The organism is Skermania piniformis, from assembly GCF_019285775.1.
Taxonomy (GTDB): Bacteria; Actinomycetota; Actinomycetes; order Mycobacteriales; family Mycobacteriaceae; genus Skermania; species Skermania pinensis.
The window spans coordinates 3,732,985-3,752,400 of sequence record NZ_CP079105.1; the positions used below are offsets into that span (position 1 = coordinate 3,732,985).

Here is a 19,416-nt window from a genome sequence, read left to right on the forward strand (position 1 = left end):
CGGTGCCACGCACCTGCGCCGAGCGAACCCGACTCGGGTCACCGACCCGACTACGCTGAACCGGTGACAACGCACTGGACTCCGGCCCGGCTGGGCGACCTCAGCGGCAAACGCATCATCGTGACCGGCGCGACGAACGGCGTCGGCCTCGGCACCGCCCGCGCGCTGGTCCGGGCCGGCGCGCACGTGATCATGGCGGTCCGCAACCCCGAACTGGGAGCGCAGCGCGCCGCCGAGATCGGCGGCTCGACGTCGATCGCGAAGGTCGACCTGGCCGATCTGGCCTCGGTGCGGGCGTTCGCCGACGCCCTCGACGAGGACGTCGACATCCTGATCAACAACGCCGGCCTGCTCACCGAGGGCCGGGAAGAGACCGTCGACGGGTTCGAGAAGACACTCGGCACCAACCTGCTCGGCCCCTTCGCCCTGACCAACCTGATCTTCCCGCGCATCCGTTCCCAGATCATCAATGTCGGCTCGCACGCGCACCGCAGCGCCGAACTCCGACTCGACGACATGCACCTGCGCACCGCCAAGTGGACGATGATGGGCGCGTACTCGCGTTCCAAGCTCGGCGTGATGCTGTGGGGACTGGAACTGGATCGTCGCCTGCGGGTGGCGAACTCGCCGGTGGTCAGCCAACTCACCCATCCCGGCTGGGTCGCCTCCAACCTGTCCCACCTCTCCGACAAGCCGCTGCTGGCAGCAGCCGACCGCGTGGTGCGCACGGTGGCCGGCGTGGTCGCCAACGACATCGACGCCGGCGCCGCCTCGACCCTGTACTGCATCAGCGAGCCGGTACCGCCGGGCAGCTACATCGGCTACGACGGTCCGCTCGGCCTGTCCGGACCGCTGGTGATGCTCGGCCGGACCGCACTCGCCGGCGACTACGACATCGCGGCCGAGGTGTTCGAGTTCGCCGAAAACGAAACCGGCACCAAGTTTCCGGGGTCAGCGATCGGCTGAACCGCCTACCGGCCTGCGGTCGATGCGCTCCGCTGCGAGGCCTAGCGTCCGTAGTGGTAACGGCACGCCGCAATACGGACCTCGGTGTCGGCGCCCTCGGACGCGACGACCTTGTACACCATGCGGTGCTCGTCGGTAATTCTCCGGGACCAGTACCCCGCGAAGTCATGCTTCAGCGGCTCGGGCTTACCGATGCCTTCGTTTCCGTTTCGGACGATATCCGCCACGAGGGCGTTGATCCGCCCGAGCACTTTTCGATCCTGCGCCTGCCACCACAGGTAGTCCTCCCATGCGTTGGCATCCCACACGAGCCGCACGGTCAGTCTGCCGTATCGATAAGCGGACGCTCCTCTCCCGCACCACTCTCGAGCCGCTCCATCGCGTCGAGCAGACGTCGGGCATTCGCCGGTGAACGCATCAGATAGGCGGTCTCCCGCAGCGACTCGAAATCGGCCAACGAGACCATCACCACCGGCTCATGACCCGCGCGGGTGATCACGATCTCCTCCCGGTCGTTGACCACCGAATCCAGAACTTCGGCGTACCGGGCACGCGACTCGCTGTAGCTCATCGTCCGCATCAGCAACCCCTTACTGTTTGTACAGAAAATTGTACGCCCTAGGGATGGATGGCAGCGACGCCCTTTGCCGGCGTCATCGAGCCAACCACGAGCGCAGGGCGCGGGTCAGGACGGGCATGACCACCCAGGTAAGCAGGACGACATTGACGACGGCATTGATCACGACCACGGCAAGGGTCGGCGCCGCAGGAAGAACTGCCTCACGAACAACGGTCACAGCCAAGGAGACCGGGATCAAGCCCGCAACGACCGCGACGGCTTGCTTCCATCGTTTCGGTCCGCCGGTTCCGCTGCCGGCGAACCAACCGGCGTAACCGCCGACGATATTTATCGTGCGGGGCCGGTCGAGCAACTCGGCCATGTCGTCGAGGACGGCGCGGCGTTCGGCAGACTCGAGCCATCGGTCGAGCTGAGCGCGGGAGCGAAAGGTCATGACCGCGACGGTGTCGGGCTGTGCGTTCACACATGCCGGGATCAGCTCAGCGCGAATCAATCCGCCCATCTGTCGGGCGTCGGCGACCCCGCGCTCGTGCAGGAGTCGATGTCGTTCCGCGGTTCCGTGGCGGAGCCGTACCGCGCTGACCAAAGTGACGCTGTCCGGCCCGGGATGCAGAATCCGTTGCTCGACGGGCTGATCGACGAGGTAGGCCGCACCGGCCTCGACCAGAGCCAGTCGCTTCGCGGAGCACAGCCAGTTGTCGAGATCCCCGGCCGACCGAAAGCGATAGAGCACCACCCACTCGCTGCTGCCGTCCGAATCCGGCGGCCGGACCGTCGTGGCGACGTGACCGGGGGCTTGTTCGACGGCGCGTTGCAGGCGGTGCAACCAGCGTTCGAAGTTGCGGGTTTCGCCGGGGCGCACCCGACGTGATACGACGACGGTGGCCTCGCCTGCCGCGTCTTGGTCCACGATGAAGCCCTCCTCGGCGGAAGTGGGATGCCGTCCCTGATCATCTATATCCGCATAGCGATCACTACAGGGTGAGCGGTGGTCATCATCGCTAAATATCATAGAAATAGCGACGAAACGCGGATATGCGCAGCTCCCGGATCTGACCTAATGTAGTATTATGAACAGTAACCAGGCTTGGCTTCCGGTGTCGTGCCAACGATAGGGCAGGAGGGCGGCGTGGCCGATGCAGCCAGGCGTGCCGGCCGTAAGACGCGGGCCAACGGGGAAGACTCCCGGGAGAAGATTCTCGATGCTGCCGCGGAGATCGCGGCGATGCGCGGGTACGAAGGAACCTCGATCGGTGCGGTGAGCAAGGCATCCGGCCTCCCGCCGAGTTCGATCTACTGGCACTTTGCCGACAAGGGTGATCTGCTCGCGGCTGTCATCGAGCGCAGCTACGGGCGCTGGATCGCAGCCGTTGCTGCGCCGGTGACTGTGACCGACGGGACTTACGCGCATGTGATGGCGGCCCAGGTGCTCAAGAGTCTGCAGGCCGCCCCGGACTTCCTGCGGTTGGGGCTCATGCTCGTGCTCGAGCGGCGCCCCGACGAACCGGAGGCCCGGAAGATGTTCGTACAGGTCCGTGACAACGCACGGGCATTCGCGAGCGAGAACCTACGGCGTCACTATCCACAACTCGACGAGCGGCAGGTCAAACAGTTGGCCGCATTCGTCATGTCGGCGGCAGACGGGTTGTTCATCGCCAGCGAGGCGGCTGGAGACCAGATCGACCTCGTCGCTCAATTCGATCTCATTGCCAGCGCGGTGGATGCGCTGGTAGCCCAGTTCGCGGCTGCGCATGAGGCGCGGGCGGAAGACTAATCCGAAGTTACGGCACGTGAAATAGAAGAATCCTGGGGTTGACCTGGGGATTTGCTGGTTTTGGTGGGAGGTTGTTCTGGCTACGCGGCGATGGTGAGGGGGATCGAGCGATCGAGTAGGTCGAACGCGCGGCGCTGCTCGGGGTGGGATCGGCGAGCTTGTCGATCTCGATGTTGGTGCCGTGGTAGCGGATCTGGTTGCGGGTGAGGGTGGCGAGGTGGTCGAGCAGGCCCCGGAAGACGGCAAGACCGAGCTGCCGTGGCACCCATCCCGCTACGGGTCGTGCACAGCCCTGGCGGCGACGAGTTCGTCGACGACTCCAGGTTTCAGACCCCATGCGCCGAGGGTGTCGGCGATATCTTTCGCGCCGTGATTGACCAGGCCGGGCTCGGCGGACGCGGTACGGCTGAACCGGGGTGCCGGCGCAGGCTGCAGCGCATCGCCGACTTTGATGAAAGCACGTCGTGCCTGGTTGTGGGGGTGCTCGTGGGCCTCCCACGGCGTGAGCACCGGCGATACGCAGGCATCGGAGTCGGCGAAGATCTCGGTCCATTCGGCCCGGGTCTTCTGCGCGAACACCCCGGCAATGGCGTTGCGGACTTCCGGCCAGCCACGGGCATCGAGCTGGTTCGGAAGTTCGGCGTCGGCAAGCCCGAGCTTGGCGAGCAGTTGCGCGTAGAAGTGCGGTTCGACGCATCCGACGGCCATGAACTTGCCGTCGGCGGTTTCGTAGGTGTCGTAGAACGGGGCGCCACCGTCGAGGGCGTTGGTTCCGCGTTCGCCGGGCCACATCCCGGCCGCGCGCATGCCGTGCAGGAAGGTGGTCAGCAACGCCGCCCCGTCCACCATCGCCGCATCCACCACTTGTCCCCGGCCGGACTGGTCGCGCTCGTACAACGCCGACACGATGCCGAGCGCCAGCATCAGCCCGCCGCCGGCGAAATCCGCGAGCAGATTCTGCGGGGCGTGCGGGCGTTCGCCCGCTCGCCCGATGGGCTCGAGGGCACCGGCGATGGCGATGTAGTTGATGTCGTGTCCGGCTCGCGCTGCCAGCGGACCGTCCTGGCCCCAGCCGGTCATCCGGCCGTACACCAGTCGAGGATTCAAGCCGCACAATGCTTCCGGCCCGATACCGAGGCGCTCGGCGACACCGGGACGGTAGCCCTCTACGAAGACGTCCGCGTGGGCCACGACCTCGTGGACCACGCGGACACCGGTGGGTGTTTTCAGATCGACGGCGATGGTCCGTCGGCCGCGGTCGAGCACCCCCGGTGGGGTGACCAGTCCGGCGTGGGCACCGGCACGGTCGATCCGCAACACCTCGGCGCCGAGATCCGCCAGGATCATGCACCCGAACGGGGCCGGCGCCAGGCCGGCCATTTCGACGACCTTCACGCCACTCAACGGACCCATGTTGTGACCTTCTTTCTTCGCGACAGTGTCAGAGACTGCGGGCGATGAGTTCTTTCATGATCTCGTTGGCGCCGCCGTAGATCTTCTGCACCCGGGAGTCGGCGTACATGCGCGCGATCGGGTATTCGGTCATATAGCCGTAGCCGCCGAAGATCTGCACGCAACGGTCCACGACCGTGCATTGCTGTTCGGTCAGCCACCACTTGGCCTTGGCGGCGCCGGTGACATCCAGCTCACCGGCGAGGTGCTTGGCGATGCAGTCGTCGAGGTAGGTCCAGCACACCGTGGCCAGCGTGTCACATTCGGCCAGAACGAATTTGGTGTTCTGAAAGCTGAATAATGGCTTGCCGAAAGCCTTCCGATCCTTGGCGTACTCGACCGAAACCTCGACCGCCTTCTCGATCGTAGCCGCCGCGGCCACCGCCAGCAGCAGCCGTTCCTGGGGCAGCTGTTGCATCAGCTGGATGAACCCCTGGCCTTCGGCGCCCCCCAGCAGGTTGGTCTGCGCCACCCGTACGTCGGAGAAGTTGAGTTCGACGGTGTCCTGCCCGTGCTGGCCCAGCTTTTCCAGGTTGCGGCCGCGGCTGAACCCGGCCAGATCGGCGGTTTCGACGCCGATCAGCGAGATGTCGCCGATGCCGCCTTCGTTGCCGGTTTTCGCCACCACCAGCACCAGGTCGGCCAGCCAGCCGTTGGAGATGAAGGTCTTGGCGCCGTTGATCACATAGTCGTCGCCGTCCTTGACGGCCTTGGTGGCGATGCTCTGCAGATCCGATCCGGTGCCTGGTTCGGTCATCGCGATCGCGGCGACCATCTCGCCGCTGGCCATCTTGGGCAGCCAGGCCTGCTTTTGGTCCTCGGTGCCGTAGGCGTTGATGTAGTGCGCGACGATGCCGCTGTGGACGGCGATGCCCAGGCTCGGCGCTAGCGTCCGCACCTGTTCGATCGCCAGGACCGCTTCGTGGGCGAAGGTGCCCCCGCCGCCGCCGTACTCCTCGGGGATGCTAACGCACAGCAGTCCGTGTTCGCCGGCCTTGTTCCACACGTCGCGGTCGACGTGCTGTTGCTTGCCCCACCGTTCCTCGTGGGGCGTGCAGTACTTGGTGAAGAAGTTCCGCGCCAGGTCCGCGACTTGGTCGAGGTCTTTGTCCATCCAGGATGACCGGTGCTTGCTCATGAGATTCCCTTGTGTCGTTTCTTGATTTCGTCGATCAGTGCGCGGGCGTGGGCCACGACCGCGTCGGGAGCGTCGAGTTGCGGGCAGTGACCGATGCGGTTCAGCAACACCAGTCGGCTGCCCGGATTGGCGTGGTGCAGGGTGCGGCCGGCCGAAACCGGCACCAGACGGTCAGCCGTTCCGTGCAGGACGGTCATCGGTACCCCGACACCGCCGTGCTCGACCGATGCGTCGAGTTCGGCGATGATTTGAGCGCCGAGAAGCAACAGCCGCCGGGCCGCGGCGAAATCGGCCACTGAGGCGCCGAAGGACGCAACGACCCGGGCGTCGACCGTGCCGCGCTCACCGTAGAGCAGCCAACCCAAGGCCCAGCGGGTCGTCGCTTGGTGCAGCCACCACGGCACCTGCAGGACCGGCATCCGGCGCAGCACCCGGGATACGTACGGCACCGATCCGGTCAGCCGATTCCAGCCGTGCCCCGCCGCACCCAGCGCCAGCACCGCCCCCACCGCCGGGTTGGCGGTCCGGGCGGCCCGCACCGCGACGGCCGCGCCGAGCGAATTCCCCACGACCACAACCGGTCCGTCGGTTCCATGCCGGGCGACGACGTCGGAGACGAACGCGTCGAGCTGAGGCATCAACGCACCCGGACGTAACCGATCGGCGCGGCCGAAACCAGGAAGATCGACGGCGAGCGCGGACTGGCCGAGCTCATGGCACCGCTGCAGAACCAGACGCCAGGTGTCGGCGCAATCTCCAAACCCGTGGAACAGCAGTAGCGTCGGTGTCTCACCGCTCACCGCCAGCTCGCGTGTCCGGAACCCGCCGTAGGAATTCGGCCGTTCCTGGATGGTCGTCACTTCGCCTAGGCCCAGGCGGCCAGCCGTTTGTGGATGTCGTCGATCTGCCACGGCCCGTCGGTTTCGACGGTCTGCCCGATCTGCATCGGTGTCACCTCCGAGATGGCGCCGCCCTGGACGGCGAACACCTTCCCGCTGAAAGGACACTCGTCGCTGGCCAGATACGCCACCACGGGCGCGATGTTGTCCGGGCTGAACGCGTCGAACTCGCCGTCTGGCACCTCGGCGGCGAAAATCGCGCCCATGCCCGGGGTGGCCAACGTCAACCGGGTCCGCGCGACGGGTGCGATCGCGTTCACCCGAACCCCGTAACGCTCCAGCTCCGCGGCGGCCACCGCGGTGAGCGCGGCGATACCCGCCTTGGCCGCGCCGTAGTTGCCCTGGCCCGGATTGACCATGAAGGTGCCCGACGCCGACGCGGTGTTGATGACCGCGGCTTTGACTGCCTCGCCGGCTTTCGACTGCGCCTTCCAGTACGCGGCGGCGTGGTGCAGCACGGCGGCATGGCCTTTGAGGTGCACTGCGATCACCGAATCCCACTCTGACTCGGTCACTCCGGCGACGAACGCGTCACGCAGGATGCCGGCATTGTTCACCACGATGTCGAGCCCGCCGTACTCGGCGACGGCCTGATCGACCAGACCCTTGGCGCCGGCCCAGTCGGCGATGTTGTCGGTGTTGGCCACCGCACGGCCGCCCGCGGCAACGATTTCGTCGACGACCTGCTGCGCCGGACCGGTATCGGCGCCGCTGCCGTCGTTGGCGCCGCCGAGGTCGTTGACGACGACCAGGGCACCCTCGGCGGCGAAAAGTAGCGCGTGCGCCCGGCCGATGCCGCGGCCCGCTCCGGTGATGACGGCGACCTTGTCCTGCAAAACAGCCATGGTGAAAGCTCCCTAACGATCGATGTGTTCCGGTCAGCTGACGAGTGCGGCGAGCTTGTCCAGCGATGCCTCGACTTCTTTTCCGGCGCTACGCTCGATGGCTTTGCCGATCGCCCCGACCACCATCTGACCTTCGAACTCCGCGTCGATCGCGGCGCTCGACCCGTCACCGTCTGCGCCGACCGACATGGTGAACGAGATCTTGGCCCCGGCCAGGCCGGTGCCGGAGATCTTGAGCGCCCTGGGGACCTCGCACTCGGTCACGGTCCAGTCGATCTTGTTGGTCATGCCCATGACGGTGCACATCTCGGTGAACGTGGAGCCCACACTCACCTCGGTCGGCGGCTCGCCGCGCCATCCATCGTGGATGGTCAGCCAGTCCGGGTAGCTGCTGGGGTTGGCGAGCAGCGCCCACACCTTCTCCGGTGCAGCATCGATCTGCTTGGTCACGTCAACTTTGGCCATGAATTGTTCCTTCTCTCGCGTGGTGGGTGTCAGCGTTGCGCGGGGCGGTAGGCGGTCACCACGACGGCACCGCCGAGGCCGATGTTGTGCTGTAGTGCGATGCCGGATGTCGTTGCAGCGGAATCGACTTGGCGTTTGTCGGCGGTGCCGCGCAGCTGCCAGGTGAGCTCAGTAGCCTGGGCCAGTCCGGTAGCGCCCAAGGGGTGGCCCTTGGATATCAGCCCGCCGGACGGGTTGACCACCCAGCGCCCGCCGTAGGTGGTGTCGCCGGCGTCGATCAGCTTGCCGCCTTCGCCCTCGCCGCACAGACTCAACGCCTCGTAGGTGAGCAGTTCGTTGACCGAGAAGCAGTCGTGCAACTCGATGACATCGATGTCGTCCGGACCGATGCCGGCCTGCTCGTAGACCTTTCGCGCGGCGTGACGCGTCATATCCGCACCGACGATGGTGATGGCGGAGTGGTCGCCGAAGGTGGACGCCAGATCGGTGACCATGGCCTGGCCGACGATCTCGACCGCCTGAGCGGCCAGGTCGTGTTCGTCGACGAAGCGCTCGCTGGCGACGATCACCGCCCCGGAGCCGTCGGAGGTCGGCGAGCACTGCAGCCGGGTCAACCCGGCGGGCTCGTAGATCATCTTCGCCGACGTGACCTCGTCGAGGGTGTATTCGTCCTGGAACTGGGCGTACGGGTTGTTCACCGAATGGCGGTGGTTCTTCTCGCCGATCTTGGCGAACTGCTCGGTGGTGGTGCCGTAGCGCTGCATGTGCTCCACGCCGGCGGCACCGAACATCCACGGCGCGGGCGGGAACGCGAACTCGAAAAGTTCCGCCTCGGCCTGGATGTGCCGCATCAAGGGTTGTTCGCGGTCCTCGTAACTGGTCGCCAGCGATCCCGGCTGCATCTTCTCGAAGCCCAACGCCAGCGCGCAGTCGGCCAGCCCTCCGCGAATCGACCGCGCCGCCAGGTACAGCGCGGTGGAGCCGGTGGAGCAGTTGTTGTTGACGTTGGTGATCGGGATCCCGGTCATGCCGAGCTCGTAGACCGCACGTTGCCCCGACGTCGATTCGCCGAACACGAACCCGACGTGCGCCTCCTCGATCTGGTCGTAGCGCAGCCCGGCGTCCGCTAGCGCCTTCGTGCCGGCTTCGGCCGCCATGGCCGGGTAGTCCCACCCCTCGCGGGCACCCGGCTTCTCGAACTTCGTCATGCCGACCCCGACGACGAAGACGCGGTTGCGTCCCATGATCATGCTCCCTCCACCTCTGCCAGACCGTCCTTGATCAGGATCTGGCCCTCGTTGCTGAGGCTTTCGAATCGAAGTGTCCCGTTGCCGGTGTCCCAGATCGAGGTCGTCATGACTTGGCCGGGACGTCCGGGCGTCGCGAAGCGCACCGCGAGTCGTTTGAGTCGTTCGGGGTTGCCGGGTGCCACCTGGTTCAGCACCGCGTGCGAGGTGAAAGCCATCGTGCACAGGCCGTGCATGATGATCCCAGGCAGACCCATGCTTTTGGCGAACTCGTCGTCGAGATGGATCGGCATCGGATCGCCCGCCGGTTCGGCGTAGCGAAACGTCTGGTCCTCGTCGAACTTCTGCTCCATCACGAAGTCTGCACTGCGCGAGCGCAGCTGCTCGTCGAAGGTGTGCTCGGGAGCCAGGGCGCCGACCTCGTGCGGCCACTGACCGCCCTTGAAGAACCCGGTGAAGTACTGCTCGTTGACCAGCTCTCCCGCCTCGTCTCGAGTCTCGGCGAGCGAGGTGACGACCACTCCGGAGGACTTCCCGTGGATGCCGACAACCTTGCAGCGCACCTTGAGGACATCCCCGGGAACGATGGGCCGGTAGAACCGAAAATCCTGCTCGCCGTGCAGTATTCGCAACATGAGCTCGTCGGGGACGGCGCTCATCGTGGTCTCGGCCAGGCTCGCGATAGCCGGAACGACGGCGAACACCGGCGGGGCCAGCGTGCCGTCGAGGTGCTGCGCGATGGGATCATTGGTCGCCTTGGCATAGTCGACCGACCGCTCGAGGTCGACCGGAAAGGTGATTGTCTCGCCCCACTGGTCCAGGACGGCGGTGTCGAACACGTGGTCTGCCATGACAGAAAACGTAGGTCGAACCCGAGTTCCGGCCAATGACTGCCGCTAGCGTCTTTCGTGACCGAACGGCGCATCGCCTTGGTGCTACCTTGACCGCCATGACGCGGCGTACCGTGGCGATCCAGTTCGTCCGCTCGGCGCTGCAGTCCGCCCAACTGCACGGTCTCGACGTCACCGCCGCTCTCACGCTTGCCAGCATCACACCCGAGTTGCTCGGTCAGGACTCCACGCGCGTCACCCGGGAGCAGGCGAACCGCGTGGTGCAGGCGTTGTGGAACGCCACCAACGACGAGTTGGCCGGGTTCGGTCCCAAACCCATCCCGCGCGGGACCTTCCGGATGATGACTTTGGGTGTCATCCACGCGCCCGATCTGCGCGAAGCCTTGCGCCGGCTCGTCGAATTCTCCCGAATTGCTGCCGGTTTCGATGCGGTCGAGACCTTCGACGATTCCGGTCAGGTGCGGCTTGCGCTGTATCCGGGCGGCCGCAGCGAAGCTGACCATCTCGTCGTCGACATCATCATTGCGGTGTTCCACCGCTTCGCCAGCTGGCTCATCGGTGAGCGGATCCAGCTGAACTCGGTCGAGTTACCGGGGGCCACCCCGCCCTACGCCGCCGACTATCTGCTGATCTATGGCACCGCCCCCTGCTTCGGCGCCCCGGCCGGCGGGATCATGTTCGACACGGTTTATCTGGACAAACCGGTGATCCGCGCCGAAGCCGAACTGTTCGAATTTCTCCGCGCCGCTCCCAACGACCTGCTTTTCCGCAACGACTACAACCCGACCACCTCCAGCCGGGTCCGCAAGATACTCGAACGTACATCCGACGACGAGGCGGTCAACGCCCCGGACGTGGCCACCCGACTGCATATCAGCCCCCAGCACCTGCGCCGACTGCTGCGTGAGGAGGGCACCACGTTCCGCGACATCAAAGAAGAGATCCTGCGCGACGAGGCGATCGCCAGTCTGGTGACGGGAAGCGAATCCATCGAGCAACTGTCCGATCGGCTCGGCTTTTCCGAACCCAGCGCGTTCCGGCGCGCCTTCCGCCGGTGGACCGGCAGCCCACCAGGCGCCTACCGTCCAAGCACGTCCCCGAGCGATTAGGTCATACACTGCGCGCCCCTCGGTCCTCACACCTCGGTTCGCCGCGCCCATATTGTTCGGCGCATGGCATCGACGGCATCGGTACACGGCAAGGTTGTCGTTATCACCGGGGGCGCGCGCGGTATTGGACTTGCGACCGCCCAGGCTCTGCATCGGCTCGGCGCGCAGGTCGCCATCGGCGACATCGACGACGTCGTGGCCAAGGAGGTCGCCGAGAGCGCCGGGCTGCCGCTCTCGGGCAAACTCGACGTCACCAACAGCGAGTCGTTCACCGCTTTCCTCGACCAGGTCGAAAATACCCTCGGCCCCATCGACGTGCTGGTCAACAACGCCGGCATCATGCCGGTCGGCCGCCTGATCGACGAGCCGGACACCGTGACGCGGCGCATCATCGACATCAACGTGATGGGCGTGATTCACGGGTCCAAACTCGCCGCGCAACGCATGGTGGCGCGCCGGCGTGGTCACATCATCAACGTGGCGTCGCTGGCCGGCGAAATGTACGCCGCCGGGATGGCCACCTACTGCGCCAGCAAGTACGCCGTGGTGGGCTTCACCGACTCGGCCCGCGTGGAACACCGCGGCACCGGCGTTGATTTCTCCCTGGTGATGCCCTCGTTCGTCAATACCGAGCTCACCGCCGGAACCAGCGGTATCCGGGGTGTCAAGAACGCCGAGCCGGCCGATATCGCCGCCGCCATCGCGGCACTGATCATCAACCCCCGGCCACGAGTGCGCGTCACCAAACTCATGGGAGCGATTTCAGCTGCCCAACAACATATCCCGCGCGCTATCGGTGAAGCCATCACCCGAGCGCTCGGCGGGGACACGGTGTTCACCGACGACGTCGACACCGAGAAACGCCGGGCCTACGAACAGCGCGCCCGCAACGGCTGACCACAACCGGAAGCCGACAGAATCACCGACAAGAAAGTCTGTCACCATGAACCGTCACGGATTGGGGACCGCTTCCGATTTTGAGGAAGATGGTCACCATGTCGAAGCGTTACCCGCCCGAGGTTCGTGAGAAGGCGTTGCGGCTGGCTCTGGATCGGTTGGACGAGTACGGATCCGCGTATGCGGCCGCCCAGGCGATCGGCTCGATGGTCGACGTGCATCCCGAAACGCTGCGGCTGTGGATCGTGAAGGCGCAGTCGGCCGGAGTGTCGGCATCGGCACCGACCATGCAGACCGCCGAGCAGGTCGAGCTCGAACGGTTGCGGCGTGAGAACCGAGAACTTAAGCAGGCCAACGAGATCGTGAAGTTGGCGTCGGCTTTTTTCGCGCGGGAGCTCGACCCGCGACACCGTTGATCGTCGGCTTCATCGACCAGTACTGCCAGGTCTAGGGCGTCGAGTCGCTCTGCGCCGCGCTCACCGAGCACGGCATCCAGATCGCACCCCGGACCTACCGCAAAGCCCGCTATCGGCCGGCCTCGGCTCGCGATGTCGCCGACGCACACCTCGAGCACGCGCTGCGGCAGCTGCGGGGCACGCCCGAGGAAATGTACCGACGCCGCAAGATGACCCGCTACCTGCGCCGAGCAGGACACGACGTGGCGTTCTGCACCGTCGACCGGATCATGCGCGATCTCGGTATGAACGGGGTGGTCAGAGGCCGCACGCTGCGCACGACGATCCCCGCGAAGGACGGTGTGCGGGCCGGTGACCGGCTCAACCGCGACTTCACCGCCGCGGCACCGGACCTGGTGTGGGTCGCCGACTTCACCTACGTGTCGACCTGGACCGGCTGGGCCTACGTCGCGTTCGTGTTCGACGCCTGCTCCCGCGCGATCGTCGGGTGGACCGCGTCGAGTACGAAGACCACGGGGTTGGTGTCCAAAGCGCTCAACATGGCGGTCTGGCGGCGCGAGCACTACGGGCGCCCGATCGAACCCGGACTGATCCACCACTGGGATGCCGGGTCGCAATACACGTCCGTGAAGTTCACTGAATCCCTTGCTCTGCGAGGGCTCTCGGCGTCGATCGGGAGTGTCGGCGACGCCTATGGCAACGCGCTCGCCGAGTCGATCATCGGGTTGTTCAAGACCGAGGTCGTGCGCCGGCACGGGCCGTTCAAGACCGTCGACGACGTCGAGTACGCACTCATGGAACGGGTCGACTGGTACAACAACGCACGTCTGCACTCACGGCTGGACTACCTCACCCCGGTCGAGTACGAGACCGCCCACTACGCTCGAAACCCGGCACGCCGACCGGCGCTGGTCAACACCTGAAGCCGGTCCCTTACCCCGTGACGGTTCAAGAACTGGCGTAACTTCGGACTAACCCAGGAACGCAGTTCGGTTCTCGGTCATTGCCGTGAGCTTGTCCTGCATCAGCGCCTCGATCCGGTCGCCGAACGCCTCGGCCGACTCCTCGTCGCGCGCAGTCATCGGCGGCAGTACCGACGTCGACAGTTTGGTCGGCAGCGGCACGTACGGCAGCATCCCTGCGCCGCCCACGGACAGTCCGAGCGGAAACGACAGTGTGATGGGCATCGCCTTCAGGCGAAAACTCTTGTCGAGCCCGAGGACACGCGCGAGCCGCGCTCCCGAGGAGAGGGAGATCACCGACTCGCCGCCACCGGCGGTGACGATCGGCACGATCGGCACACCGGCATCGAGAGCCAGACGGACGAAACCTCGGCGACCACCGAAGACGATCTTGTTGCGATCACTCCAGGTCTTGAACGCATCGAGATCGCCGCCCGGCAGCACGAGAACATGCGCGCCGGCGGCAAATGCCGCCTCGGCGCTCTCCCGGCTGGCCGGTCGCGCACCCAGCGGTTCGATGTATTTGCCTACCTTCAGTGTCCAGGCCGACTGATGGGTGAGCATCACGACGTCCTGCTCGACTCCCAGCTCGGTGAGAGCCGCGAAAATTGCCAGGATGTTGAGATCGAACAGACCCCCGAAGCCATGGTTGGCGACGAAGAGCACCGGGCCCTCGATTGCCGGGTCAGCCGTGCCGTCGATGTCGAGCCGGTTGTAGCGCCGAACGAAGTCCACACCGAGCTTGCGCACCAGCGACAGGGCCATTCGTACCGGATCCGCTGTCCCGTCGCTGTCCTCGCGGTCGCGATCCTCATCGACGATGTCTCGAAGTGCTTGCGACAGTCGTTCGGCGTCGGACGACGGCGCGTTGTCGGATGCGTTCATGGCGAGTTCCCTTCGAGGACAACGACTTGGGGTCGACTCGGGTGAGTTGTGCCGCCGTACACTAGCGCGTTCCGACGATCTTGGTGACGGCGCGGACGGTCGCCCGTGTGAGGTGTCGCCGTACGCGAGTCGCCAACGGTCCGTGCGGTATCGGTGGCGCGGCACCGAACCGTGGAAACAGCCGTAGCGCGTTCGTGCGGTCGATCGCTGCTCGAGCAGGTTCGTCGAGTGCGGAATCGGTGTCGAGGTGCGCGGCGAAGTACCGACCGGCTTCGGCAGGCGCGAACGGCCAGTCGCTGCCGAACAGCACGTGTCCGGGCTGGGCGAAGGCGAGCAGGCTCGGAAATGTCGCGGGACTCGCCGACAGTGCGGTGTCGAAGTAGAACGAGGCGAAGTCGTCGAGGCAGTCCAGCGGGCTGCGGCCGGTGTCGGCGGTGATGGCGAGCGCCATACGATGGGCCGCGTAGGGCACGAACCCGCCGGCGTGGGACAGAATGAAGCTTATGTTCGGATATTTTCGGCGAACACCGTTGCGTACCAGTAGGTATGCCGCACGGGTGGTGTCGAGGAGAAAGTCTGCGGCAAACGGTGCGATGCCTGGAACTGTAGGGCCGGGCAGCTCGGCCGGGTGGATCAGGACGACGCCGTGCCGGTCGTCGAGGACCTGCCACAGGTCGTCCTGTCCGTCCTGTCCGAGATAGCTTCCGGAGTTGTTGGCCAGCAGTACGGCGCCGTCGGCGCCGAGGATGTCGATGGCGCGGGCCGCTTCGACGCCGGCGGCTGCCGAGTCGGGGAGTGGCACCATGGCGAAGAAGCCGAGCCGGTCGCGGTGCGGTCGAAGGAGTTCTGCTGTCTCGTCGTTGGTCGCGCGAGCGAGTGCCGCGGCATTCTTCGGCTCGGCGACAAATGTGGTGCCCGGTGCGGACACCGAAAGCACGGCGTTGGCGGTACCCACGTCATCCATGACTTCGAGCGCGGCCGCGGTGCTCCATTGCGGTAGGTCTCGGCCGCCCACGGCCGTGATTCCGTGTGCCCGCAGGGCAGCTCGGTAGGAGTCGGGTATCAGATGCTGGTGCACGTCGATGCGGTTCATGGTGTCTTTCTCGGCGTCAGCCCAGGATCGGTGTGCGGCCGGCAGTTTGCCGATCGAGTTCCGCCTGCATGACCGAGTGAACCCGTTGTGCGTAGTCGTCGTCGGATTCGTCCGGCGCCGGCCGCATGGCCGGCAGAATCGTGCTGCGCAGCTTGGTGGGTAGCGGCAGGTAGGGTAGGAGCCCGACGAGTCCCAGATTCAGGCCCCAGGGAATCGACAGCGAGATCGGTAGTCGATGTAGCCGGAACCGTTCGCGGGCGCCGGTGAGTCGGGCGAGCCATTCACCGTCGTCGAGGACGACCACGGACTCGCCGGCGCCGCTGGTCACGACGGGCACGATCGGTACTCCGGCTTCGATCGCCAAGCGTGCGAAGCCGCTTCGCCCGCCGAATTCGACGGTGTTGCGGTCCTTCCAGGACTTGAAGGCGTCCATATCGCCGCCGGGGAAAACGAGGACGTGCTTGCCTTCGGCAAAAGCGTCGAGTGCGGTCGCGCGATTGCCGAGCCGGGCGCCGAACGGTTCGAGGTATTTGCCGACACCGATCTGCCACGCGACCTGGTGGGTCAGCGCGATCACCGGCCGCTGGTCGCCGGACTCGTTGTGCGCCAGGCTGAATGCGACGATGTTGAGGTCGAAGACGCCGCCGAATCCGTGGTTGGCCACGAACAGTACGGGTTCGTCCGGGATCGGTTCGAGAATCGAGGCTTCGTGGCGGTTGTAGTGCCGGACGAATCCGTCGACGGCCGCGGTGATCCGATCGGACCATGCCGTCATGACCCGACCGCGTCTCGGAGTCGCGGCAACTGTCGGAGCGGGTTGAGGCGTTCGATCTCCATGCGCTGGTCGGTGGTGAAGACTTCGCTCAGTCGCGGCGCCGGGTCGTGGTCCCCCTGCTGCGGCAGGGTGAGGGAGCTGAACGGCCAGTCGGAGCCGAAGACGATCTTGTCGCGTCCGGCGACCGCGAGCACGCTGTTCATCGCCGCGGGTGCGCCGCTGAGTGCGGTGTCGTAGTAGAACGTCGAAATCAGGTGCTCGGTGTCGAGCAGCGAGATCCGGGGTAGGCCGAGCGTGCCGAGGATGGTGTCGTTGGCGACTCCGATCCGGTGCGACAGGAACGGTAGCGTGCCGCCGGCATGGGAGAGCTGGAAGCGGATGTTCGGGTACCGGTTCATGACGCCGGTGGTCATCATCATCGTCGCGGCGCGAGTGGTGTCGAACGTGAACTCTTCGAGGAAATCCGGGAGCGGCAGTTCGGGTTTCGCGTCCGACGGGATGGCGGCCGGATGGACGAACACGAATGCGCCCCGGCGGTTCAACTCGATCATCAACGGTTCGTAGCGGGGGTCGCCGAGGTAGACGCCGTCGTAGGCGGACAGCAATGTCACGCCGTCCAGGTGCAGCACGTCGAGTGCATAGGTGAGTTCGGCGATCGAGGCGCCGATGTCGGGCATCGGCAACACGGCGAAGCAGCCGAACCGGGTGGGATAGCGCTTGAACAGGTCGGCGGCATAGCTGTTGCAGTAGCGGGCGAGGTCGTTGGCCTCCCTGCCGCGCAGAAACGAGACGCCCGGGTCGGACACGGCGAGCACACGTGCGGAGATCCCGTAGTAGTCCTGGAAGGCGAGGTCGTCCTCGGGTGACCAGGTCGGCGTGGGGTAACCGCCGATCGTGAAGTGGCCGTGTTCGAGCAGGGCGGCGCGGTAGTCCGGTGGCAGGAAGTGGGCGTGCAGGTCGATCCGGTAGGCACCCGAGGGTGCGGCGGACGAGCGTGCCGGTGACCCGGCAAGAGCCAGGCCTGCGGCACCGGCGGCGGCGACGGCGCCGCCGATCAGGCGGCGTCGGTTGACGGTCATGCGTTCTCCTTGGCGGCGACGAGGTCGAGTGCGATGTCGACGAGCATGTCTTCCTGGCCGCCGACCAGGCCGCGGCGGCCGACCTCGACCAGCAGCGAGCGGGCGTCGAGATCGTAACGGGCGGCAGCGGTTTCGGCGTGCCGCAGAAAGCTGGAGTACACCCCGGCGTAGCCGAGGGTCAGGGTTTCCCGGTCGACGCGCACGGGTCGGTCCTGCAGTGGCCGCACCAGGTCGTCGGCGGCGTCTTCGAGGGCGAACAGGTCGCAGCCGTGGTCCCAGCCGAGTCGGGCCGCGGCGGCGACGAACACCTCCAGCGGCGCGTTGCCCGCGCCGGCTCCCATGCCGGCCAGGGACGCGTCGACGCGGTACGCGCCGTGCTCGACCGCGACGATCGAGTTGGCGACGCCCAGGGACAGGTTGTGGTGCGCGTGGATTCCGATTTCTGTTGCCGGAGCCAGGGTGTCACGTAACGCATCGACGCGGTCGGCGACGTCGCGCATGGTCAGCGCGCCGCCCGAATCGACGACGTACACACAGGTGGCGCCGTAGTTCTCCATCAGTTTCGCCTGCTCGGCGAGCGCGGCGGGCGTGGTCATGTGGCTCATCATCAGGAAGCCGACGGTGTCCATGCCGAGCTCCCGGGCGGCTGCCAGGTGCTGGGCGGAGATGTCGGCCTCGGTGCAATGGGTGGCGACGCGCACGATCGACGCGCCCGCGGCGTGTGCCTGTTTCAGGTGGTGCACGGTGCCGATTCCGGGCAGTAGCAGCGTCGCGATCTTCGCGCGGTCGACAGCGCCGGCGACGGCTTCGATCCATTCGAGGTCGGTGTGCGCGCCGAACCCGTACACACAACTGGATCCGCCGAGGCCGTCGCCGTGGGCGACCTCGATCGAGTCGACGCCGGCGGCGTCGAGCGCTCGGGCGATCGCGACGGCTTGGTCGAGGCTGTACTGGTGGCGCACGGCGTGCATGCCGTCGCGCAGGGTGACGTCGCTGATGTAGACGTTCGTGGTCATGCCGGAACTCCTGCGGTGGCGGCGATGCGTTCGGCGGTCGCGAGCGCGGCCGAGGTCATGATGTCGAGGTTGCCCGCATACGCGGGCAGGTAGTGCGCGGCGCCGGTGACTTCGAGCAGCGCGGTCACCCTGGTACCGACGAATTTCCCGGTTTCGGGAATGTGCAGCGGGTTGTCGTGGCCGAAGGTTTCGAATTGGACGCGCTGTTTGAGTCGGTAGCCGGGCACGTACCCGCGAACCTTCTCGACCATGTCCAGGATCGAGTTCTCGATCGCGGAGTGGTCGGCGTCGCCGTCGACCAGGCAGTAGACGGTGTTGCGCATCAGGATCGGCGGGTCGGCGGGATTGAGGATCATCACCGCTTTGCCGCGTTGCGCGCCGCCGACCTTTTCCAAGGCGAGGGAGGTGGTTTCGGTGAACTCGTCGATGTTGGCCCGGGTTCCGGGACCGGCCGATCTGGACGAGATCGAGGACACGATCTCGGCGTAGGAGACGATGCCGACCTGGCTGACCGCGGCGACGATCGGCACGGTGGCCTGTCCACCGCAGGTCACCATGTTCAGGTTCGCCTCGTCGAGGTGGTCGTCGAGGTTGACGACCGGGACGCAGTACGGTCCGACAGCGGCCGGGGTGAGATCGAGGACCCGCACGCCGGTGTCGCGCAGCTTCGCCCAGTTCGACAGGTGCGCTCCGGCCGATGTCGCATCGAACACGACCTTGATGTCGGCGAAGTCGGGCAGGGCGAGCAGGCCGTCGATGCCGTCCGAGGTCGTCGCAACGCCGAGCCGGCGCGCCCGGGCCAGGCCGTCGGAGTCCGGGTCGATACCGACCATCGCTCCCATCTGCAGATGCTGGCCGTTTCGGATGATCTTGAACATCAGATCGGTACCGATGTTGCCGGACCCGATGATGGCCGCCGACCACTTCTCGGGTTCTGTTGAGCGGGACACGAAGAACTCCTCCGTCG

At 66.2% G+C, this 19,416-nt stretch carries 21 protein-coding genes, 1 pseudogene and 1 other annotated feature; of the genes and pseudogenes, 5 read left to right on the forward strand and 17 right to left on the reverse strand.

What is annotated here, in order from left to right:
• Positions 1-63: 63 nt before the first annotated feature.
• Positions 64-966 (forward strand): SDR family NAD(P)-dependent oxidoreductase, encoded by a 903-nt coding sequence (locus KV203_RS17415; protein WP_066474689.1) that lies wholly within the window; start codon positions 64-66, stop codon positions 964-966.
• 41 nt (positions 967-1,007) lie between these two features.
• Here KV203_RS17415 and KV203_RS17420 read toward each other — a convergent pair whose 3' ends face one another.
• The 3 genes from KV203_RS17420 to KV203_RS17430 form a co-directional block, all read right to left on the reverse strand.
• A complete protein-coding gene (locus KV203_RS17420; RefSeq protein WP_066474692.1) occupies positions 1,008-1,283 on the reverse strand; it encodes a Txe/YoeB family addiction module toxin in 276 nt (91 codons plus the stop codon).
• Positions 1,284-1,285: 2 nt separating this feature from the next.
• Positions 1,286-1,546, reverse strand: a complete 261-nt coding sequence (locus tag KV203_RS17425; protein WP_066474695.1) for a type II toxin-antitoxin system Phd/YefM family antitoxin — start codon at positions 1,544-1,546, stop codon at positions 1,286-1,288.
• A 73-nt stretch (positions 1,547-1,619) separates the two neighbouring features.
• Complete coding sequence (locus KV203_RS17430; protein ID WP_066474698.1) at positions 1,620-2,456, reverse strand: antibiotic biosynthesis monooxygenase; 837 nt, start codon at positions 2,454-2,456, stop codon at positions 1,620-1,622.
• Between the two features lie 219 nt (positions 2,457-2,675).
• On the opposite strand from KV203_RS17430, the gene KV203_RS17435 reads away from it, so the two are divergent.
• Complete coding sequence (locus KV203_RS17435; RefSeq protein ID WP_066474700.1) at positions 2,676-3,320, forward strand: TetR/AcrR family transcriptional regulator; 645 nt, start codon at positions 2,676-2,678, stop codon at positions 3,318-3,320.
• Between the two features lie 7 nt (positions 3,321-3,327).
• On the opposite strand, the gene KV203_RS17440 is transcribed toward KV203_RS17435, so the two are convergent.
• The 8 genes from KV203_RS17440 to KV203_RS17475 are packed head-to-tail and all read right to left on the reverse strand — an operon-like array spanning position 3,328 to position 10,217.
• Positions 3,328-3,585, reverse strand: coding sequence for a hypothetical protein (locus KV203_RS17440; RefSeq protein ID WP_157079974.1), 258 nt, complete (start codon positions 3,583-3,585; stop codon positions 3,328-3,330).
• Positions 3,586-3,593: 8 nt separating this feature from the next.
• Positions 3,594-4,733, reverse strand: coding sequence for a CaiB/BaiF CoA transferase family protein (locus tag KV203_RS17445; RefSeq protein ID WP_066474703.1), 1,140 nt, complete (start codon positions 4,731-4,733; stop codon positions 3,594-3,596).
• A gap of 28 nt (positions 4,734-4,761) precedes the next feature.
• Positions 4,762-5,910: an acyl-CoA dehydrogenase family protein gene (locus KV203_RS17450; RefSeq protein ID WP_066474706.1), complete on the reverse strand. Its 1,149-nt coding sequence runs from the start codon at positions 5,908-5,910 to the stop codon at positions 4,762-4,764.
• Positions 5,907-6,770, reverse strand: a complete 864-nt coding sequence (locus KV203_RS17455; protein ID WP_066474709.1) for an alpha/beta fold hydrolase — start codon at positions 6,768-6,770, stop codon at positions 5,907-5,909. The genes KV203_RS17450 and KV203_RS17455 overlap by 4 nt, the downstream gene beginning before the upstream one ends.
• Before the next feature lie 5 nt (positions 6,771-6,775).
• The gene (locus tag KV203_RS17460) at positions 6,776-7,654 is read right to left on the reverse strand and encodes an SDR family oxidoreductase (RefSeq protein ID WP_066474712.1); all 879 of its coding nucleotides are present in this window, start codon (positions 7,652-7,654) and stop codon (positions 6,776-6,778) included.
• A gap of 33 nt (positions 7,655-7,687) precedes the next feature.
• Positions 7,688-8,119, reverse strand: coding sequence for a type II toxin-antitoxin system Rv0910 family toxin (locus tag KV203_RS17465; protein WP_066474713.1), 432 nt, complete (start codon positions 8,117-8,119; stop codon positions 7,688-7,690).
• Positions 8,120-8,148: 29 nt separating this feature from the next.
• The gene (locus KV203_RS17470) at positions 8,149-9,363 is read right to left on the reverse strand and encodes a lipid-transfer protein (protein ID WP_066474716.1); all 1,215 of its coding nucleotides are present in this window, start codon (positions 9,361-9,363) and stop codon (positions 8,149-8,151) included.
• Between the two features lie 2 nt (positions 9,364-9,365).
• Positions 9,366-10,217: a MaoC/PaaZ C-terminal domain-containing protein gene (locus KV203_RS17475; RefSeq protein WP_066474718.1), complete on the reverse strand. Its 852-nt coding sequence runs from the start codon at positions 10,215-10,217 to the stop codon at positions 9,366-9,368.
• A 113-nt stretch (positions 10,218-10,330) separates the two neighbouring features.
• On the opposite strand from KV203_RS17475, the gene KV203_RS17480 reads away from it, so the two are divergent.
• The 3 genes and pseudogenes from KV203_RS17480 to KV203_RS17490 all read left to right on the forward strand — a co-directional run bounded on the left by KV203_RS17480 (position 10,331) and on the right by KV203_RS17490 (position 13,562).
• Positions 10,331-11,326, forward strand: a complete 996-nt coding sequence (locus KV203_RS17480; RefSeq protein WP_169797554.1) for an AraC family transcriptional regulator — start codon at positions 10,331-10,333, stop codon at positions 11,324-11,326.
• Between the two features lie 63 nt (positions 11,327-11,389).
• Positions 11,390-12,223: an SDR family oxidoreductase gene (locus tag KV203_RS17485; RefSeq protein WP_066474723.1), complete on the forward strand. Its 834-nt coding sequence runs from the start codon at positions 11,390-11,392 to the stop codon at positions 12,221-12,223.
• A 98-nt stretch (positions 12,224-12,321) separates the two neighbouring features.
• Positions 12,322-13,562, forward strand: a pseudogene (locus tag KV203_RS17490) (IS3 family transposase).
• Positions 12,600-12,728 (forward strand) — a sequence feature (AL1L pseudoknot). It overlaps the preceding pseudogene by 129 nt.
• Before the next feature lie 48 nt (positions 13,563-13,610).
• On the opposite strand, the gene KV203_RS17495 reads toward KV203_RS17490, so the two are convergent.
• The 6 genes from KV203_RS17495 to KV203_RS17520 all read right to left on the reverse strand — a co-directional run bounded on the left by KV203_RS17495 (position 13,611) and on the right by KV203_RS17520 (position 19,327).
• Complete coding sequence (locus KV203_RS17495) at positions 13,611-14,486, reverse strand: 1-acyl-sn-glycerol-3-phosphate acyltransferase (protein WP_157079975.1); 876 nt, start codon at positions 14,484-14,486, stop codon at positions 13,611-13,613.
• 61 nt (positions 14,487-14,547) lie between these two features.
• Positions 14,548-15,579 (reverse strand): amidohydrolase family protein, encoded by a 1,032-nt coding sequence (locus KV203_RS17500; protein WP_066474726.1) that lies wholly within the window; start codon positions 15,577-15,579, stop codon positions 14,548-14,550.
• 16 nt (positions 15,580-15,595) lie between these two features.
• Positions 15,596-16,354 (reverse strand): 1-acyl-sn-glycerol-3-phosphate acyltransferase, encoded by a 759-nt coding sequence (locus KV203_RS17505; RefSeq protein ID WP_066474728.1) that lies wholly within the window; start codon positions 16,352-16,354, stop codon positions 15,596-15,598.
• A complete protein-coding gene (locus KV203_RS17510) occupies positions 16,351-17,433 on the reverse strand; it encodes an amidohydrolase family protein (RefSeq protein WP_066474730.1) in 1,083 nt (360 codons plus the stop codon). Before KV203_RS17510 ends, KV203_RS17505 begins: the two co-directional genes overlap by 4 nt.
• Positions 17,430-18,449: a 4-hydroxy-2-oxovalerate aldolase gene (gene dmpG, locus KV203_RS17515; protein ID WP_066474732.1), complete on the reverse strand. Its 1,020-nt coding sequence runs from the start codon at positions 18,447-18,449 to the stop codon at positions 17,430-17,432. Before dmpG ends, KV203_RS17510 begins: the two co-directional genes overlap by 4 nt.
• Positions 18,446-19,327 carry an acetaldehyde dehydrogenase (acetylating) gene (locus tag KV203_RS17520; protein ID WP_066474776.1) on the reverse strand — a complete coding sequence of 294 codons (882 nt, stop codon included), beginning with the start codon at positions 19,325-19,327 and terminating at the stop codon, positions 18,446-18,448. The genes dmpG and KV203_RS17520 overlap by 4 nt, the downstream gene beginning before the upstream one ends.
• Positions 19,328-19,416: the final 89 nt, after the last annotated feature.

Bases quoted from the DNA above. Each gene is read 5' to 3' on its own strand.
- KV203_RS17425 (WP_066474695.1), bottom strand. From the start codon at position 1,546: ATGCGGACGATGAGCTACAGCGAGTCGCGTGCCCGGTACGCCGAAGTT.
- KV203_RS17445 (WP_066474703.1), bottom strand. From the start codon at position 4,733: ATGGGTCCGTTGAGTGGCGTGAAGGTCGTCGAAATGGCCGGCCTGGCG.
- KV203_RS17450 (WP_066474706.1), bottom strand. From the start codon at position 5,910: ATGAGCAAGCACCGGTCATCCTGGATGGACAAAGACCTCGACCAAGTC.
- KV203_RS17460 (WP_066474712.1), bottom strand. From the start codon at position 7,654: ATGGCTGTTTTGCAGGACAAGGTCGCCGTCATCACCGGAGCGGGCCGC.
- KV203_RS17465 (WP_066474713.1), bottom strand. From the start codon at position 8,119: ATGGCCAAAGTTGACGTGACCAAGCAGATCGATGCTGCACCGGAGAAG.
- KV203_RS17470 (WP_066474716.1), bottom strand. From the start codon at position 9,363: ATGGGACGCAACCGCGTCTTCGTCGTCGGGGTCGGCATGACGAAGTTC.
- KV203_RS17475 (WP_066474718.1), bottom strand. From the start codon at position 10,217: ATGGCAGACCACGTGTTCGACACCGCCGTCCTGGACCAGTGGGGCGAG.
- KV203_RS17485 (WP_066474723.1), top strand. From the start codon at position 11,390: ATGGCATCGACGGCATCGGTACACGGCAAGGTTGTCGTTATCACCGGG.
- KV203_RS17495 (WP_157079975.1), bottom strand. From the start codon at position 14,486: ATGAACGCATCCGACAACGCGCCGTCGTCCGACGCCGAACGACTGTCG.
- KV203_RS17500 (WP_066474726.1), bottom strand. From the start codon at position 15,579: ATGAACCGCATCGACGTGCACCAGCATCTGATACCCGACTCCTACCGA.
- KV203_RS17505 (WP_066474728.1), bottom strand. From the start codon at position 16,354: ATGACGGCATGGTCCGATCGGATCACCGCGGCCGTCGACGGATTCGTC.
- KV203_RS17510 (WP_066474730.1), bottom strand. From the start codon at position 17,433: ATGACCGTCAACCGACGCCGCCTGATCGGCGGCGCCGTCGCCGCCGCC.
- dmpG (WP_066474732.1), bottom strand. From the start codon at position 18,449: ATGACCACGAACGTCTACATCAGCGACGTCACCCTGCGCGACGGCATG.
- KV203_RS17520 (WP_066474776.1), bottom strand. From the start codon at position 19,327: ATGTTCAAGATCATCCGAAACGGCCAGCATCTGCAGATGGGAGCGATG.